The following is a 15,655-nucleotide window of genomic DNA, read 5'->3' on the forward strand; positions in this document are numbered from 1 at the left end:
AGACCAACACAGAGAGATGGCAGAGTGGTCGAATGCGGCGGTCTTGAAAACCGTTGACTGTTACAGGTCCGGGGGTTCGAATCCCTCTCTCTCTGCATTAAAGCCGAATCGAAAGATTCGGCTTTTTTTGTATATTTACCTATATATCCTTACTTTACTCTTCATCTCTCATGTGGCAAGAACAAAATGACAAACTTACTAAAACATTTAAGTTTAAAGACTTCTCAGAAGCATTCGCATTTATGACTCGTGTTGCAATGTTAGCAGAGCAGCATGCACATCATCCTAACTGGTCAAATGTTTGGAATACAGTTAATATTGAATTGACGACACATGAAATAGGAAATAAAATTTCTATTAAAGACAGAAATTTGGCTCTCGCAATAGATAAATTAATAAGTTAATGTTGATCAAAATTTGTTATCCACTGTTGTATATAACATGTTGATAATCAGTAAGTTATGATTTTAATTGGTTTTTATTTAGGCTTTAAATGCCTAATTTAAGGATTATTTTATACGAAAATGCTATAAAATGCTATGAAAATCTAATTATAAAACGCCTGAGAATTGAATATTTGCCATCTTCCTTATACTTGGGTCAATATATTTAATTCTCAAGTACTCAAAAGTAGGATAATCGTATAAAAAAAAACTATAATAGTTGATTTCAAATTGTTTATTTTGCCAATATTTTCATTTTATGTCAAATCTGCTAAAAAAACAAATTAGTCTTTACAGTCTAACAATGATTGCTATTGGCTCAAGTATTGGTTCAGGTATTTTTCGTACGCCTTCTGAAATTGCTAGATATTTACCAAGCGAAGGATTAATGCTTTCAGTTTGGGTAATTGGAGGGATTATAGCCTTATTCGGTGCATTAACATTTGCTAAAATATCGGCTCAATTTACCAAAGTCGGAGGTTTTTATGTTTTTATCAAAGAAGCATTTGGTGATTTGCCTGCATTTCTTTATGGTTGGTCAATGCTAATGGTAATCAATACGGGTTCGCTTGCTGCATTAAGTTTAGTTTTTACATCATATTTAAAGGTTTTTTTTTCAATTTCTGAAAATATAGAATTAGTTATTGCAATTGGAGCAATTACAATCTTGACAATAATGAATATTTTAGGAGTAAAATTGGGAAGTATATTTGCTAGTATTTTTACATCTGCAAAGTTATTAGGTATATTTAGTGTAGTTTTCATTGGGATATTCTTTGGAACAAATTCAAATATAAATTTTACAAATACAGTTTTCTCAGAAAATACGAATAATTTATCAATAATTCCTGCATTTGGACTTGCATTAATTGGTGTTTCTTTCTCTTATGGTGGTTATCAACACGCAACTTTTATTGCTGCGGAAGTTAAAAATGCCAGTAAAATTGTTCCCAAAGCCTTAATTTTGGGGATTCTAATTGTTTGTCTTGCTTATTTAACCATTAATTTTGCTTATCTAAAATTAATTTCTATATTAGAAATTGCAAATTCAAATAGTGTTGCTTCTGATGCTATCAGTACCGTTTGGGCCTTAGGAGGTAAATTTATTTCATTTTTAATCATTTTATCGGTTTTAGGAACTATCGGAATTTATATATTGACAGCTCCAAGAATATATTTTGCAATGGCTGATGATAAACTTTTCTTTAAAAAGTTTGCCGAAGTCCATCCCAAGTATAGAACGCCATTTTGGGCAATTATCTTTCAATCTATTTGGACAATAATACTGTTGATTTTTTGGAAAACTTTTTCAAATCTTATTACCTACGTTGTTTTTGTTGATACAGCATTTTTTTTATTAACAGCTGCAGCCTATTTTAAATTAATTAAGGAAAAAACTTTTTTTGGTAAACTTGCCGCAATAGTATTTATAGCAATGTGTTTTTTTATCATTTCCAATACACTTTTAGAAAAGCCTCAACAAGCATTGGCAGGCATTTCTTTTTTAGGAATAGGCTCAATATTATACCAGTATTTTAGGAGAAAAATGGAATGAAATTGTAAATTTAAATTTTAAAATAATCATTAAATGCTTAATAGTGAGTGTTTTATGTCCAATTTATAGAAATTGTAAATATGAATCAATCGTATATAATTAATCAACTAGCGGAAGATAGAGAAAAGTATTTCCATGCCGTTGCACCGCCAATTATTCAAACCAGTAATTTTGCCTATCCTACTGTAGATGAATTTACATTCGCAATACAGAATGAAAAAGATGAGCATATTTATACAAGAGGTAATAACCCTACGGTAAACATGTTATGTCAGAAAATGGCCGCTTTAGAAGGTGCACAAGACTGTTTGATGGTTGGAAGTGGAGCAGCTGCAATAAGTAATTCCGTAATTTCGCAAGTAAATGCAGGAGATCATATAATTAGTGTGAAAAATCCGTACACATGGGCGAGCCATTTAATGACTAAAATTCTACCTAGATTTAATGTTCATACGACATTTGTTGATGGAACCATATTTGAAAATTTTGTAAATGCTTGTAAGCCAGAAACAAAGCTCATATATCTCGAATCACCAAACTCATGGACTTTTGAACTTCAAGATTTGGCTAAAATTGCTAATTTTGCAAAAAAAAGAGGAATAACAACAATTATTGATAATAGTTATTGTACTGCTTTATGCCAAAAACCAATTGATTTTGGTATTGATTTGGTAATTTACTCTGCAACAAAATACTATAATGGGCATAGTGATGTGGTAGCTGGAGCAATTTGTGGGTCAAAAGAAAAAATAACACAAATCTTTCATAATGAATTTATGACATTTGGAAATGTACTTGCTCCTCAAAATGCTTGGCTGATGCTTCGCAGTCTAAGAACATTGCCTATCAGATTAAAACAATCTTCAGAAAGTACAGTGAAAATCTTGGATTTTTTAAAAAAATCACCCAAAATTGAAAGAATTTGGTATCCTTTTAACGACGATAATCCGCAAAAAGCACTTGCCCTTGAGCAAATGAAGATGCCAATGGGGATGTTTACGCTTGCTTTGAAAAATAGAGATGCTTCAGCAATAAAGAAATTTTGCGAAACTTTACAAAACTTTTTAATTGCTGTATCGTGGGGTGGACATGAATCTTTAATAATGCCTAAATGTGCATTTGTATCAGAAAATGACCCACAAGTAAACATGGTCCGATTTTATATCGGTTTAGAGGAAGCGGACATACTTTTGGAAGATTTAGAGCTAAGTTTAGCTTTTTTATAACTAATAAAGCTATAAATCATTCAAAAATTTACAAAAAAGATTCATGGACACATAATTTCTTATGTAATTATTGTAGAAATACAGCATGTATTCTTAATACCATGAATAAACATTACGAGGACGAGCTTGTAAGCTTACCAAATATCCTTTTGGAGCATATAACTCTTTCTCGTCGTTCATACGGGTCATTAATAGACCACCGATAGCAAGTGAGGCAATTGTAAGTAATAACATAGTTTTGCACGTTTTATGGTGTAATATTTGTTAATTACTTTAATAAATACAATGCCAAGAAAAAATCAAGTATTCATTTTCAGATTTTTTTATCATACAATCTGAAAAAATAACCTAAATATTTTCAAAAAAAGTATTAATTCTTTTTAAAAAGAATTGATTTACCACAAAATTTTCAAAAAGATTGAGACTTTTTTTTCTTACTAATAGTAATAAACATTTCGAGGGCGAGACTGCAAGTTAACTAAGTAACCTTTTGGAGCATACAATTCTTCGGTTTCACGGACTTTAGTCATCATGATTCCTCCAATGGCGAGAGCTAGAGCTGCTAATAACATGGCTTTATGGGATTTATTAGGATTAAGGAAATAATTTAATCAAAAGTAGAAAATAAAATTTTATATGTCAAGTATTTTCAGAAAATTTTGAAAATTATATAACTATTAAATTCATATTTTTATCTAGTGGTATTAAATTCTGAAAATTGATTGAGTTTTCAACATATTTAACAATCTTAGAAAGGATAATTTACTCGATTTTTGTGCTAATTAGCTTAAAAGTTGTAATTTTGTGGAAAAAAATACTGTGAAACTTGTATTAGTTCCAACGCCAATAGGCAATTTAGAAGATATTACACTGCGTGCAATCAACGTTTTAAAAGCCGCAGATTTGATTTTAGCAGAAGATACTCGTAATACAGGATTTTTGTTAAAACATCTTGAAATATCCAAACCTTTACAAAGCCATCATGCCTTTAACGAGCATCAAACGCTTGGTAAAGTAATAGAAAGAATAAAAAAAGGCGATAAAATTGTATTAGTTTCAGATGCTGGAACACCTGCAATATCTGACCCAGGGTTTTTATTAGTGAGAGAATGTCTTCGTAATGGGGTAGAAGTTGAATGTTTGCCTGGGGCAACAGCTTTTGTGCCAGCGTTGGTAAATTCAGGTTTACCATGTGATAGATTCATTTTTGAAGGTTTTCTGCCTGTCAAGAAAGGCCGTCAAACTCGTCTAAAAGCTTTAGTTGAGGAAGAAAGAACAATGATTTTTTATGAATCTCCGTTTAGATTAGTCAAAACTCTTGAGCAATTTGTTGAGTATTTCGGAGCTGAACGTCAGGCTTGCGTTTCTAGAGAAATTACTAAAATCTACGAAGAGAATGTGCGAGGTACACTGCCTGAAATTATCGCTAGTTTTACAAATCGTACAGTAAAAGGTGAAATAGTTATAGTAGTTGCTGGTAAAGAATAAAAATAATAAGTTTTTTATGTTTGAAACAATCAAAAATTTAACATTAGAGCAGTTAATAATTATTACAACAACACCATTATATACAATACTTATAGTTGGTGAAATTCTATTGAGTAATTATCAGCATCGACATTATTATACCATAAAAGATACGATTACGAATCTATATTTAATGATTCTGAATGGTGGATTAGATTTGTTATCAAGGGGCTTAACTTGGGGCGTTTTGGCTTGGGTATATCAATTTCATTTTGTTGAAATTCAAAATCCTATTTTATATTGGTTTTTATTGTTTTTAGCCGAAGATTTTGTTTACTATGTGCTTCATGTGGTAGACCACTATACGCGTTTTTTCTGGGCAGCTCATGTTACACATCATTCATCTGAAGAGTTCAATTTAACTGTTGGTTTTCGGTCATCAGTTTTTCAACCGTTGTATCGTTTTATTTATTTTATACCACTTTCTTTGTTTGGCTTTAAAGTGGCCGATATGGCTGTGATGTATTCGATAACACAAATTTATGGTATTCTAGTTCATACAAGTTATGTTCCAAAACTTCGTAAAATGCCTTTTATGTTCTTAGAATACGTATTTATTACGCCTTCTCAGCACCGTGTTCATCATGCGTCTAATATAGAATATTTGGACAAAAATATGGGAATGTGTCTTTCAATTTGGGATAGAATTTTTGGAACTTTTCAAGAAGAAATAGATGATTTGCCGATAAAATATGGTTTGACATATCCTTTAGAAAATAGAAATGCAATAAATATAGTATTTCATGCTTGGATAGATTTATGGGCAGATTTGCTTAAACCATCAAAATTATCAACCAAATTCAAATTGTTATTCATGCCTCCAGGATGGTCTCCAGATGGTAGTACCAAAACTAGTAAACAAATGAGGATAGAACTAGAAAAACAAAAAATTGAATAAAATACTGTAAAATCATACAATTAACCATTATTTTTGAGCCTTATTTCAGAATTTTATAATACCTTAATAATGACTTTATTACAAAACAAAGTAGCTTTAGTTACAGGGGCATCACGTGGTATTGGACGTGAAATTGCTAAGAAATTTGCCGAACGAGGTGCAAATATCGCTTTTACATATTTATCTAGCATTGAGAAAGGCCAAGCTCTTGAAGCTGAACTTGCGGCTTATGGAATCAAAGCTAAAGGTTATCGTTCTGATGCTTCAGATTATGCTGCTGCTGAACAATTGGTTGTAGATGTTGTAGCTGACTTCGGTTCTTTGGATATATTAGTTAATAATGCGGGCATTACTCGAGACACGCTATTAATGAGAATGTCTGAAGAACAATGGGATGAAGTAATAAGAGTAAATTTAAAATCGGTTTTTAACCTTACTAAAGCGGCTACAAAACCAATGATGAGAGCAAAAAGTGGCTCAATTATCAATATGACGTCGGTAGTTGGTTTAATGGGTAATGCTGGACAAGCTAATTACTCAGCATCAAAAGCTGGTATTATTGGTTTTACTAAATCAGTTGCGAAAGAACTAGGGTCAAGAAATATTCGTTCAAATGCAATTGCTCCAGGGTTTATCGAAACAGAAATGACTAGTGAACTGAATGAAAAAGCTCTCGAAGATTGGTTGAAAAATATTCCTTTGAAACGTGCAGGACAAGGCGATGATGTGGCAAATGCGTGCGTTTTCTTAGGCTCAGACATGTCAAAATATATTACTGGACAAGTACTTCAAGTGGATGGCGGAATGTTGATGTAATCGAATGTTTCTATATTATTTTAGAATGTCGTCAAGAAGAAGTTTTCTTCACCTTGACGACATTTTTTTGTATCTTGGCAGAATATTTGAACACCCAAAATTGTTATTACATTGAGTTACGAACGTCGCTAATTGACTAATAGATATTATTAATGAAATCAGAACTAATTTTTCAATCTTCACCTTGGTTTATTTTACTATGCTTGCTGGCTGGAGGGATTTATGCTTTTATACTTTATCAAAATAAAAAGATTTTTTCTAGTTTGCAAAATCGAATTTTGGCAATAATTAGGGGGATTTTGGTGAGCGTATTAGCTTTTTTGTTGATAAACCCGTTATTACGAAATAATAAAACTTCCATCGAAAAACCTACGGTTGTGCTAGCTGTTGATAATTCTTCGTCGATAACTCATGTTGGGCAAGAAAAAATAGCATCTTTAAAGAAAAATTTACAACAATTAAAAGAATCTATTGAAGCAAAAGGTGTAAGCGTTGAAATACAAAATCTTAATGAAAGTATTGGTAGTCAGGATATTAGCGGGATTAAATTTTCAGAAAAGAAGTCAGATTTATCCCAAATGTTGGCAAATATTAAATCTAATTATGAAGGAAGAAATCTAACGGATGTAGTTTTAATATCTGATGGAATCGCCAATGAAGGTATTTCGCCAACTTATGGAAAGTATAATTTTAATGTTCATACGATTGGATTAGGAGATACAATTCAAAAAAGAGACGTTAAACTAAATGCCATTTATGCAAATCGAATCGCATATTTGAGTAATAAATTTCCCGTGCAAGCAGAAATTTCCAGTTTTGGCTTTCAAGGAAAAACAACAACTGTTTTATTAAAACAAGCTGGTAATATTCTTGATAAACAAATAGTTAGCTTTGATAAACAAGAAGATCTGAAGTATGTAACTTTTTATGTAACTGCTCAACAAAAAGGAATGCAACGTTATACAATCGAGGTTTCAGCTTTAAATACAGAATATTCGATTAAAAATAATGTAAAAGATGCTTATATTGATGTTGTTGATGGGAAAGAGAAAGTATTATTAGTTGCTCTTACGCCACATCCAGACATAAAAGCTTTAAAAAGTATCATAGAAAAAAATGATTTATACGAGTTAACTGTAAAAATTATCCAAAGTGATGATTTAAGTCAGATTGGTTCTCAACCCTTCGATGTTTTGATTTTACACCAATTGCCTGATATGTCTGGAATGAGTGCCAATGTTGTGAGTCGTCTTTTGGCTCAAGGAAAACCTACTTTGTTTGTTCTGGGAAATCAAACTAATATCACGAGTTTTAATGGTATGCAACAAACACTTTCAATTGCTTCACAAGCAGGGAAAGCTGATAAAATAACAGCGAAGTTTAATAATAATTTCAATTTATTTAATCTTGATAGTGATAAACTTAGCTTATTGGATAGGTTGCCACCAATTTTAGCACCTTTTGGAGATTATCGTCCAACGGTTGGTAGCGAAACCATTTTATATCAAAGAATCGGCTCACTAGTTACGCCTAAACCGCTACTCATAGCAAATACAACAACAGCTCGTAAATCTGCTGTTTTAGCTGGGGAGGGACTTTGGTTGTGGAGGTTAGAAGAGTTTTCATTAACTGAAAAACAGGAGATTGTTGATGAAATAATCATGAAAACTCTACAATTAATCTCAGTAAAAGATGATAAACGAAAATTGAGGGTTTATCCGATTTCACCAGATTTTTCTGTTGATGAGAAAGTTATTTTTGAAAACGAAGCCTATAATGATATTTATGAGCGAATTTACAATCAGTCAATAAAACTTGATATTACTGACGAAAAAGGCAAAAACAGGTCTTATAACTATACTACAAACAAAGAAAATAGTCGTTTTGAGATTACTGGTTTAACTGAAGGTGTTTATAAATACAAAGCAACTACGCAGGTATTGGGGAAAAGTGAGTTAGCAGACGGTCAATTTATTGTTCGTAATACTGATTTAGAAAACCTAAATACAACTGCTGACTTTAATATGTTACGAACTTTGGCTATACAAAATAATGGAAAGTTTTTTGTTGCTAGTCAACTTGAAAAATTAGAAGATTTCTTGTCTTCAAATAAAGCACCAGATAAAGTATCAAGCATCGAAGAAATGAACGAATTTATAAATCTTAAATGGGTTTTCTTTGTGCTGCTGACTTTAGTTACTATTGAATGGAGTGTTCGTAAATATCTTGGAAGTTATTAAAATATCATCAATCTAACATTTACCAAAATATTTCATTACTTACCAGTTATCACAAAATCGTTATTTATGTTTAACGATGGTTTAATTTACCCTAATTTTGTGATACTAATTATTAATAATATAAAATTGAGGGATTGCAAATGAATATAGGCGATAAAGTAAGACTCATACACTCGAAAGAAGAAGGAATTGTTACAAAATTTTTGAAGAATGATGTTGTTGAAGTAGAAATAGAGGCAGGTTTTAAATTGCCCGTTTTAAGAAGAGAGCTTGCAGTTGTTTCAAAAGGAGAAGATAAGGCCTTTAAGCCACAAAATGTAAGTCAAGATCCAGTTATTCAACCACGAAAATTTGGTGAGGTAAAAGCTGAAAAAGGAATATTTTTGGCTTTTTTACCAATAAATGATAAATTAGTATCGCTACATATTATTAATAATAGCGATTGGGATTTGCCATTTTCAATCACTTCTGGAACAGATAAAACACACCGTGGATTTATAGGTGGCTTTCTTACTGCTCGAAGTTTTCAAAAATACACTACTGATTTAGACTTTAAGGATTTTGATGATTGGGGAAACCTGACTTTTCAAGCATTGTATTATAATTTAGGTTACTTCACTGAACGCCCGATTTTTATTAAAAGGATGCGTTTGAGGGCAAATACTTTTTTTAATCACAAGAAAATTGCACCAATTCTAGCTAAAGAATGCTACTTATTTCAATTAGATGGAGAAGAATCTCCCATTATTATCAATCCTAATGAGCTGAAAGAAAAGATGATGGAGAATAAAACAGGAGAAAATGCTCCTAAAGTGTATGATAAACCATCATCAACAATTGATTTACACATCGAACAATTAAGTACGAATGCTTTGATGATGAATAACGCTCAAATTTTAGAACTACAAATACGCACTTTTGAACGTAATTTTGAGAGTGCAATTGCTACAGGAATGGATGAAATTGTCTTTATTCATGGCGTTGGTAATGGTGTTTTAAAGCAAGAAATTCAAAAGAAATTAGCTGGACATAAAAATGTTGCTTGGTTTCAAGATGCCCAAAAAGAAAAATTTGGCTACGGAGCAACTCGAATTAAAATAAAATGAGTTTGGAAGAGTTATTTGTAAAACAATTATTTTTAAATGAAAAGTAAATTATTTGCTATTGCTTTAACTGTAACGCCCTTTTTTTTTCAGTCAATAAGTGTATTAGGGCAGAAATCAAACCCTGAAGCCCCTGTTGAAAATTATTTACAAGATACCGTACTTGTGCAGAAAATACCTTCTACAATTAGTATTCCTTTTGATATTGCCATGAGTGATATTGAAAAGCAAATCAATACGACCGTTTCAGGACTGATATTTGAAGATAACAGCTATACAGACGATAACAACGATAATTTCAAATGTAAAGTTTGGAAAAAATCTAATATTTTGATAACCGCTGCAACTAATGATGTCTTTAACTTTACAGTTCCATTGAAGGTTTGGGCAGAAAAAGGTATCGGTGCTTTTGGAATAATGAGGTATATTCCAATTGAATTTGAAATGAATTTAAAGTTTTCCACGAAATTTACGATCAAACCAGATTGGACGGTTCAAACTTTCACCACACCCAATGGATATGAGTGGATTACAAAACCCAAAGTTAATGTTGGGTTTGATGTTCCTCTTGATTTTATTGTAGGGAAAATAATTGATAATAATCACACTAAATTTGCCAAATCATTGGATGATGCCGTTGCTAAAAATATGACAATTAAGCCTTATGTCATTCAAGCTTGGAACGCTTCAATGCAGCCCTATTTAGTTTCTGAAGAATATCATACTTGGGTGAAAATTACTCCTTTAGAGATTTCTATGACCCCTTTAACAACAATTGGGCGAAATATTAAGTCAGTTTTAGGAATCAAAGCTTATACAGAAACACTCACTGGCGACCGTCCATTTGTGCCTTTTACGGTTAGTTCTGTTCCAAATTTGAAGATTGTTTCAGCAATTCCTAATGACTTTCAAGTTGGATTGATGAGCGATGTATTATTTACTGAGGCTGCCTCTGTTGCAAAAAAAATGTTTATCGGGCAGAAATATGAATTTCAAGAAGGAAAATATAAAATTGAAATCATTGATATTGATATTTATGGTAGCAACGAGTTTTTAGTAATTAAAGCAGATTTAAAAGGAAGTTTGAAAGGAACTGTTTTCATTAAAGGAATTCCAGTTTACAGTCCAGAAAAAAAGAAAATAGTTTTGTCTAATTCTCAATTTGATATAAAAACTAAAAATATATTAGCAAGAGCAGCAGCGTGGTTATTAGAGGGCAAATTAGTGAAAATGATTGAAGATGAATATGGTCTGCCCGTGGATGAACTCATCACTTATGCCAAACAAAATATAGAAACCGCAATGAATTCTGAATATAAAAAAGGCGTAAAGTTATCAGGGAAAATAGATAGTGTTCAGCCTGATAAGGTATATCTTACACCTACGAGTATTGTTGCTCTTGTGATGGCGAAAGGAAAAGTAGAAGTAAAAGTAGATGGTTTATAGTATTTTTTTATTTGCAATAGATAAAACTTGTTGGGTATTCAAGACCTTACAGGTTTTTTTATACCTTTGCGAAAGAAAAAATAAGTCGTCTTATCGCAATTTTAATTCCTTTGGAGTTGGGTTGAGGAAAGTCCGAACAGCAAAGAGCATCATGCTACCTAACGGGTAGGAAATAATTGGGAGACTGATTATTTACAGCCAGTGCAACAGAAAATAAACTACCACAGCAATGTGGAAAAGGTGAAAAGGTAGGGTAAGAGCCTACCGCTCGATTGGTGACACGAGAGGCATGGTAAACCTCATGAGCTGAAAGACCAAATATACCGACGTATCAGTGAGCAGTTATCAATTAGTCGTAATTCAGAAATGATGTACATAAAGGTTAATTGATAACTGTTCACTGAAAAGGGTTGCTCGTCCGAGTCGGAGGGTAGGTTGATAGAGGCAAGTAGTGATACTTGTTCGAGATAAATGATAAGATTAACTAACAGTTTACTGCTAGTTAAACAGAATTCGGCTTATAGGCTTATTTTTTCTTTTTTTTAAATATCCAATTTTGGATAAAAAAATCTTCAAAATTTCGTTTAAGTAGTTTTTGGTCAATAAAAAAACTTCTAATTGTTTGATTTTCAATGCAATAGTACTACCTTTGCAGTCCAAAAGATAAAACGGGGACGAGTTCCCCACCTTTAAATCAAAAAGAACAATGGCAGTTAAAATCAGATTAGCAAGAAGAGGACGTAAGCAAGCACCAATTTATGACATCGTAGTAGCAGATGCTCGCTCACCTCGTGATGGTAAATTCATCGAAAAATTAGGTCAGTATAACCCACAATCAACTCCAGCAGGAATTTCATTGAAAGATGATAGAGCTGTTTATTGGTTAATGGTAGGAGCAGAGCCAACTGATACAACAAGAAAAATCTTGTCGGTAAGAGGTGTATTGTTGAAAAAACATTTGCAAGTAGGTGTTGCTAAAGGTGCAATTACGCAAGAAGTTGCTGATGCACGTTATGAGGCTTGGTCAAAAGAAAAAGAAGCAAGTAGAGAAAGCAAAATCGCTAAATTGACAGAAAGCAAAGATGCTTCTAAAAAAGCAGCTTTCGATGCTGAAAAGAAAAAGCGTGCTGATATGGAAGCTGCTCAACAAAAAGCAATAGCTGAGGCGGAAGCAGAAGTTGCTGCTGAAGAAGCAGAAGACGCTCCAGTAGCAGAAGCTACAGAGGAAACAGCGGCTGAAGCTTAATTCTGACAATAAGAGTCATTATACAAAAATCCTCGCCCAAAAGCGGGGATTTTTCTTTGATTCAATAAATCATTCAAAAATTATGACAAAAGATGATTGTTATTTAGTAGGTAAACTTACTAAAACTCACGGACTAAAAGGTGAATTGGCTATCTGGTTAGATGTTGATTACCCCGAAGAATATGAAGAATTAGATTCGATTTTATTAGATATCAAAGGAGAGTTGATTCCGCATTTTGTGGAGGAAATTCAAATTAGAGCTAATAAATCAATAATTAAGTTTGAAGACATCGACACCATTGAAGCAGCACAAAAGATTGTTAATTGTGATTTGTATCTACCAAATGATAATTTAGCTGAACTTGACGAAGACCAATTTTATTATCATGAAATAATTGGCTTTGACATTGTAGATGATGTTCAAGGTAAGCTGGGAAAAGTAACAGCCGTTTATACTTCCGAAGCTCAAGATTTAATAGCAATGAATTATCAAAATAATGAGATATTAATTCCTGTGAGTGACGAAATTGTAAAAACAATTAATAGAGAAAAAGAAGAACTTTATACTAATCTACCTGAAGGCTTATTAGAAATCTATCTTTCTGATGATGATGATACGCCAAATGATAGTGATGAAGAATTATAACATTCAAAATAGCATCACAAAAACTGAATATGGAGAATACTTTTGACCTCAGAATTGATATTGTTTCTTGCGTACCGAGGCTGCTTGATAGTTTTTTTGACCACTCAATATTGAGGCGGGCAAAGGAGGCTGGTCATGCAGAAGTTGTCATTCATGACCTACGTGATTATTCACAACAAAAACAAAAACAAATTGATGATTATGCTTTTGGTGGAGGTGCTGGAATGGTATTGGGAATTGAAACAATTGCTAATTGTATTCGTAGTTTACAAAGTATCAGGATTTATGACGAAATAATTTACATGACTCCTGATGGCGAACGCTTCCAGCAAAAAATGGCTAATCGTCTTTCAATGAGTAAAAATCTATTGATTTTGTGTGGACATTACAAAGGAATTGATGAACGTGTGAGGGAGCATTTTATTACAAAAGAAATCTCAATTGGGGACTATGTTTTGTCGGGTGGAGAACTGCCTGCGGCAGTTGTGAGCGATGCCCTGATTCGCCTTATTCCAGGTGTTTTAAATGACGAGACTTCAGCTTTAACAGATTCCTTTCAGGATAATTTATTAGCCCCGCCAGTTTATACTCGTCCAGCAGATTTTGAGGGTTGGAAAGTGCCAGAAATATTACTTTCTGGTCACGAAAAGAAAATAAACGATTGGCGAATGGAACAATCAATTAAGCGAACGCTAGAACGCCGTCCAGATTTATTGGTCTAAACAAAAATGACTTGGATAAACCAAGTCATTTTGCTGTACGGCTTGGTCTAAACCATTCATACCAATCTTTTGGTGTATCGTTCCAACCGATGAGCCATGCCGTCACTTCATCTACTTCTAATTCATTGCTATCATAAGAAGTTCTAAGCATTACAGAGTTAGGGAATAATTTTCTGGCTCTGTTCTCTCTTTCCTGAGTTTGTGCGAAAGTCTTATACAAATCCCAAGCACCATAAATATGTAATATTTCGTGGGCAATTGACGAAGGAACTAATTCTTGTCCATCTAAGTACTTCTCATACAGAATTGCACCTTCCACAAAATATAATTCTTTATTCATTTCAGTACTTGAGGGCATTGCATAGCCGTTTCCTTTCCCTTTAGTGAAAATAATCACCTGTGTGTTTCTACATTTTGTATTTGTTTTTACCCATTCATAATAAGAAAGTGGGTTTTTATATCCAATTTGTTTGAGTACAACTGAAACTAAATCTGTTTTTTCGTTACCAGAAGCAGTTCCTCTTTCAATTTGCTCTAATTTAATATCCTTTTTTAACCCAAAATTACCGCCCTCAAATGCCAAAGCAACACCAGATTTGGCTGCTTGACTAACTAACCATTGATGAGCTTCGTCTAATTTTTTTAAAACTTCTGTTTTTTCATCATAACTCCATTCATCGTCAGGTCCAGAAATAAAACAACTAAGTGTATAAACTTTTCCTTCTAACTTGTTTCCACTACCAGCTCTCCATCTGCCAACATTTTGAGCCAAAGATATGGAAGAGATAAAAAAGGAGATGGTAAATACTAATTTGAAAATATTCATAAATTTTTTGTTTGGAATATATATTTTGTCCATTAAACCTTTTTATATAATACTTCTATATCTGAATTTATTGATGTAATATCTGAAATAAATTCATGCTTGTGTTTTGGTGATATGAGTATAGAATCATATTTCCCAAATGCGATTTCAAGTCTATCAAGCGAAGTAGCTGGCGAACTTAAAGGATTGTTTGTTTCTGATATTTTTTTTATTGTTAAAATATCAATCGTTTGGGTAAATATAAAACCACATTTTATAGTCAATTTATTTCCTTCAATTATATAGTATGTTGCCACAAACAAATGGATTATAAAAAAAATAACTAGCAATAAAATTACTATTTCAATCCACGTTGTTTTTTTGTTAACAGTTATTAATAAAATGCCACCAAATACAATAATCACAGGAATTATCAATTCAATACCTATTTTAGATTGATACACTTTTTTGGTCATATTAAACCTCAATAATATTTAATCTTATCGGAATCCATATTTCTTCTTCTGAAGTAGGGTCATTGTTTTTGTATTTTTCACCCAAAATTTCAAAGTGTGGTCGGTTGTCTAAAACATAGGTTGAGTTCGGCAACCATTTTCCAAAAATATATTGGAAAATAGAGTTATCCGTATGTAAGCCTTTGTAGTCAAAAACTGCATAAAGCCCGCTTGGTAAAACAAATGTTTCCATTTCAGTCGGCAAATTTTCAAAATTAGAAACTTCAACGGCTGCCCATCTTTCAAATTCGTTGGTTGGCTTAAATTCTACAAAATGATTTGGTTGGTAAATAACCATTGAAATTAGGTCCTTTGAAATATTATTGGTAATTTCTTTTCGTTTTGGTGAAAATGTTTGCCATAGTTCGCCAATTTTGTAATTAGCAAAACTCATCGTTATTCGCTTTCCAACTAATTTCTTTTCGTTTGATATTTCAATTCTTGGTGTCATAAGTCTTTTAAACAAA

Annotated in this window: 17 protein-coding genes, 1 tRNA gene and 1 other RNA gene; 14 read left to right on the top strand and 5 right to left on the bottom strand. The window is 32.5% G+C overall.

Annotation, left to right across the window (positions count from 1 at the left end):
- The first annotated feature begins 10 nt into the window (after positions 1–10).
- The 4 genes from MJQ71_RS05075 (at position 11) to MJQ71_RS05090 (ending at position 3,224) form a co-directional block, all read left to right on the top strand.
- Positions 11–95: transfer RNA gene (locus tag MJQ71_RS05075), tRNA-Ser, on the top strand.
- Positions 96–170: 75 nt separating this feature from the next.
- Positions 171–404, top strand: coding sequence for a 4a-hydroxytetrahydrobiopterin dehydratase (locus tag MJQ71_RS05080; RefSeq protein WP_238805111.1), 234 nt, complete (start codon positions 171–173; stop codon positions 402–404).
- A gap of 298 nt (positions 405–702) precedes the next feature.
- Entirely contained in the window at positions 703–1,998 is a 1,296-nt protein-coding gene (locus MJQ71_RS05085; RefSeq protein WP_238805113.1) for an APC family permease, read from the top strand.
- Positions 1,999–2,078: 80 nt separating this feature from the next.
- A complete protein-coding gene (locus MJQ71_RS05090; RefSeq protein ID WP_238805115.1) occupies positions 2,079–3,224 on the top strand; it encodes a trans-sulfuration enzyme family protein in 1,146 nt (381 codons plus the stop codon).
- 93 nt (positions 3,225–3,317) lie between these two features.
- On the opposite strand, the gene MJQ71_RS05095 is transcribed toward MJQ71_RS05090, so the two are convergent.
- Both MJQ71_RS05095 and MJQ71_RS20875 read right to left on the bottom strand, forming a co-directional pair.
- A complete protein-coding gene (locus MJQ71_RS05095; RefSeq protein ID WP_238805117.1) occupies positions 3,318–3,458 on the bottom strand; it encodes a hypothetical protein in 141 nt (46 codons plus the stop codon).
- Between the two features lie 203 nt (positions 3,459–3,661).
- On the bottom strand, positions 3,662–3,796 hold the full coding sequence (locus MJQ71_RS20875) for a hypothetical protein (RefSeq protein WP_015031034.1): 135 nt from the start codon (positions 3,794–3,796) through the stop codon (positions 3,662–3,664).
- 247 nt (positions 3,797–4,043) lie between these two features.
- Between MJQ71_RS20875 and rsmI the strand changes: the two genes are divergently transcribed.
- The 10 genes from rsmI (at position 4,044) to trmD (ending at position 13,868) form a co-directional block, all read left to right on the top strand.
- Entirely contained in the window at positions 4,044–4,712 is a 669-nt protein-coding gene (gene rsmI / locus MJQ71_RS05100; protein ID WP_238806405.1) for a 16S rRNA (cytidine(1402)-2'-O)-methyltransferase, read from the top strand.
- Between the two features lie 16 nt (positions 4,713–4,728).
- Positions 4,729–5,649, top strand: coding sequence for a sterol desaturase family protein (locus tag MJQ71_RS05105; RefSeq protein ID WP_238805119.1), 921 nt, complete (start codon positions 4,729–4,731; stop codon positions 5,647–5,649).
- Positions 5,650–5,718: 69 nt separating this feature from the next.
- The gene (gene fabG, locus MJQ71_RS05110; RefSeq protein ID WP_238805121.1) at positions 5,719–6,465 is read left to right on the top strand and encodes a 3-oxoacyl-[acyl-carrier-protein] reductase; all 747 of its coding nucleotides are present in this window, start codon (positions 5,719–5,721) and stop codon (positions 6,463–6,465) included.
- A gap of 152 nt (positions 6,466–6,617) precedes the next feature.
- Complete coding sequence (locus tag MJQ71_RS05115) at positions 6,618–8,705, top strand: VWA domain-containing protein (protein ID WP_238805123.1); 2,088 nt, start codon at positions 6,618–6,620, stop codon at positions 8,703–8,705.
- Between the two features lie 140 nt (positions 8,706–8,845).
- The gene (locus MJQ71_RS05120; protein WP_238805125.1) at positions 8,846–9,811 is read left to right on the top strand and encodes a Smr/MutS family protein; all 966 of its coding nucleotides are present in this window, start codon (positions 8,846–8,848) and stop codon (positions 9,809–9,811) included.
- Positions 9,812–9,847: 36 nt separating this feature from the next.
- Positions 9,848–11,254, top strand: a complete 1,407-nt coding sequence (locus MJQ71_RS05125; RefSeq protein WP_238805127.1) for a DUF4403 family protein — start codon at positions 9,848–9,850, stop codon at positions 11,252–11,254.
- A 77-nt stretch (positions 11,255–11,331) separates the two neighbouring features.
- Positions 11,332–11,791, top strand: an RNA gene (gene rnpB, locus MJQ71_RS05130) — RNase P RNA component class A.
- A 169-nt stretch (positions 11,792–11,960) separates the two neighbouring features.
- The gene (locus MJQ71_RS05135; protein ID WP_238805129.1) at positions 11,961–12,500 is read left to right on the top strand and encodes a 30S ribosomal protein S16; all 540 of its coding nucleotides are present in this window, start codon (positions 11,961–11,963) and stop codon (positions 12,498–12,500) included.
- Between the two features lie 82 nt (positions 12,501–12,582).
- Entirely contained in the window at positions 12,583–13,146 is a 564-nt protein-coding gene (gene rimM, locus MJQ71_RS05140; RefSeq protein ID WP_238805131.1) for a ribosome maturation factor RimM, read from the top strand.
- 29 nt (positions 13,147–13,175) lie between these two features.
- On the top strand, positions 13,176–13,868 hold the full coding sequence (trmD, locus tag MJQ71_RS05145; protein ID WP_238805132.1) for a tRNA (guanosine(37)-N1)-methyltransferase TrmD: 693 nt from the start codon (positions 13,176–13,178) through the stop codon (positions 13,866–13,868).
- 25 nt (positions 13,869–13,893) lie between these two features.
- Here the strand turns inward: trmD and MJQ71_RS05150 are convergent, their stop codons facing one another.
- From MJQ71_RS05150 to MJQ71_RS05160, 3 genes are read right to left on the bottom strand one after another with little or no spacing between them, the layout of a single operon-like run.
- Positions 13,894–14,694: a hypothetical protein gene (locus MJQ71_RS05150; RefSeq protein ID WP_238805134.1), complete on the bottom strand. Its 801-nt coding sequence runs from the start codon at positions 14,692–14,694 to the stop codon at positions 13,894–13,896.
- A 32-nt stretch (positions 14,695–14,726) separates the two neighbouring features.
- Positions 14,727–15,149 (bottom strand): PH domain-containing protein, encoded by a 423-nt coding sequence (locus MJQ71_RS05155; protein WP_238805136.1) that lies wholly within the window; start codon positions 15,147–15,149, stop codon positions 14,727–14,729.
- Position 15,150: 1 nt separating this feature from the next.
- Positions 15,151–15,639 carry a GyrI-like domain-containing protein gene (locus tag MJQ71_RS05160; RefSeq protein WP_238805138.1) on the bottom strand — a complete coding sequence of 163 codons (489 nt, stop codon included), beginning with the start codon at positions 15,637–15,639 and terminating at the stop codon, positions 15,151–15,153.
- Between the last annotated feature and the right edge of the window lie 16 nt (positions 15,640–15,655).

Origin of the sequence: Emticicia aquatica, from assembly GCF_923079645.1 — a bacterium.
GTDB lineage: Bacteria > Bacteroidota > Bacteroidia > Cytophagales > Spirosomataceae > Emticicia > Emticicia aquatica.

Excerpts from the sequence above, each read along its gene's own strand:
- MJQ71_RS05120 (WP_238805125.1), top strand. The coding sequence starts at position 8,846 with ATGAATATAGGCGATAAAGTAAGACTCATACACTCGAAAGAAGAAGGA.
- MJQ71_RS05085 (WP_238805113.1), top strand. The coding sequence starts at position 703 with ATGTCAAATCTGCTAAAAAAACAAATTAGTCTTTACAGTCTAACAATG.
- MJQ71_RS05150 (WP_238805134.1), bottom strand. The coding sequence starts at position 14,694 with ATGAATATTTTCAAATTAGTATTTACCATCTCCTTTTTTATCTCTTCC.
- MJQ71_RS05125 (WP_238805127.1), top strand. The coding sequence starts at position 9,848 with ATGAAAAGTAAATTATTTGCTATTGCTTTAACTGTAACGCCCTTTTTT.
- rimM (WP_238805131.1), top strand. The coding sequence starts at position 12,583 with ATGACAAAAGATGATTGTTATTTAGTAGGTAAACTTACTAAAACTCAC.
- MJQ71_RS05090 (WP_238805115.1), top strand. The coding sequence starts at position 2,079 with ATGAATCAATCGTATATAATTAATCAACTAGCGGAAGATAGAGAAAAG.
- MJQ71_RS05095 (WP_238805117.1), bottom strand. The coding sequence starts at position 3,458 with ATGTTATTACTTACAATTGCCTCACTTGCTATCGGTGGTCTATTAATG.
- fabG (WP_238805121.1), top strand. The coding sequence starts at position 5,719 with ATGACTTTATTACAAAACAAAGTAGCTTTAGTTACAGGGGCATCACGT.
- MJQ71_RS05080 (WP_238805111.1), top strand. The coding sequence starts at position 171 with ATGTGGCAAGAACAAAATGACAAACTTACTAAAACATTTAAGTTTAAA.
- MJQ71_RS05135 (WP_238805129.1), top strand. The coding sequence starts at position 11,961 with ATGGCAGTTAAAATCAGATTAGCAAGAAGAGGACGTAAGCAAGCACCA.
- MJQ71_RS05105 (WP_238805119.1), top strand. The coding sequence starts at position 4,729 with ATGTTTGAAACAATCAAAAATTTAACATTAGAGCAGTTAATAATTATT.
- MJQ71_RS05115 (WP_238805123.1), top strand. The coding sequence starts at position 6,618 with ATGAAATCAGAACTAATTTTTCAATCTTCACCTTGGTTTATTTTACTA.
- trmD (WP_238805132.1), top strand. The coding sequence starts at position 13,176 with ATGGAGAATACTTTTGACCTCAGAATTGATATTGTTTCTTGCGTACCG.
- MJQ71_RS20875 (WP_015031034.1), bottom strand. The coding sequence starts at position 3,796 with ATGTTATTAGCAGCTCTAGCTCTCGCCATTGGAGGAATCATGATGACT.
- MJQ71_RS05155 (WP_238805136.1), bottom strand. The coding sequence starts at position 15,149 with ATGACCAAAAAAGTGTATCAATCTAAAATAGGTATTGAATTGATAATT.
- MJQ71_RS05160 (WP_238805138.1), bottom strand. The coding sequence starts at position 15,639 with ATGACACCAAGAATTGAAATATCAAACGAAAAGAAATTAGTTGGAAAG.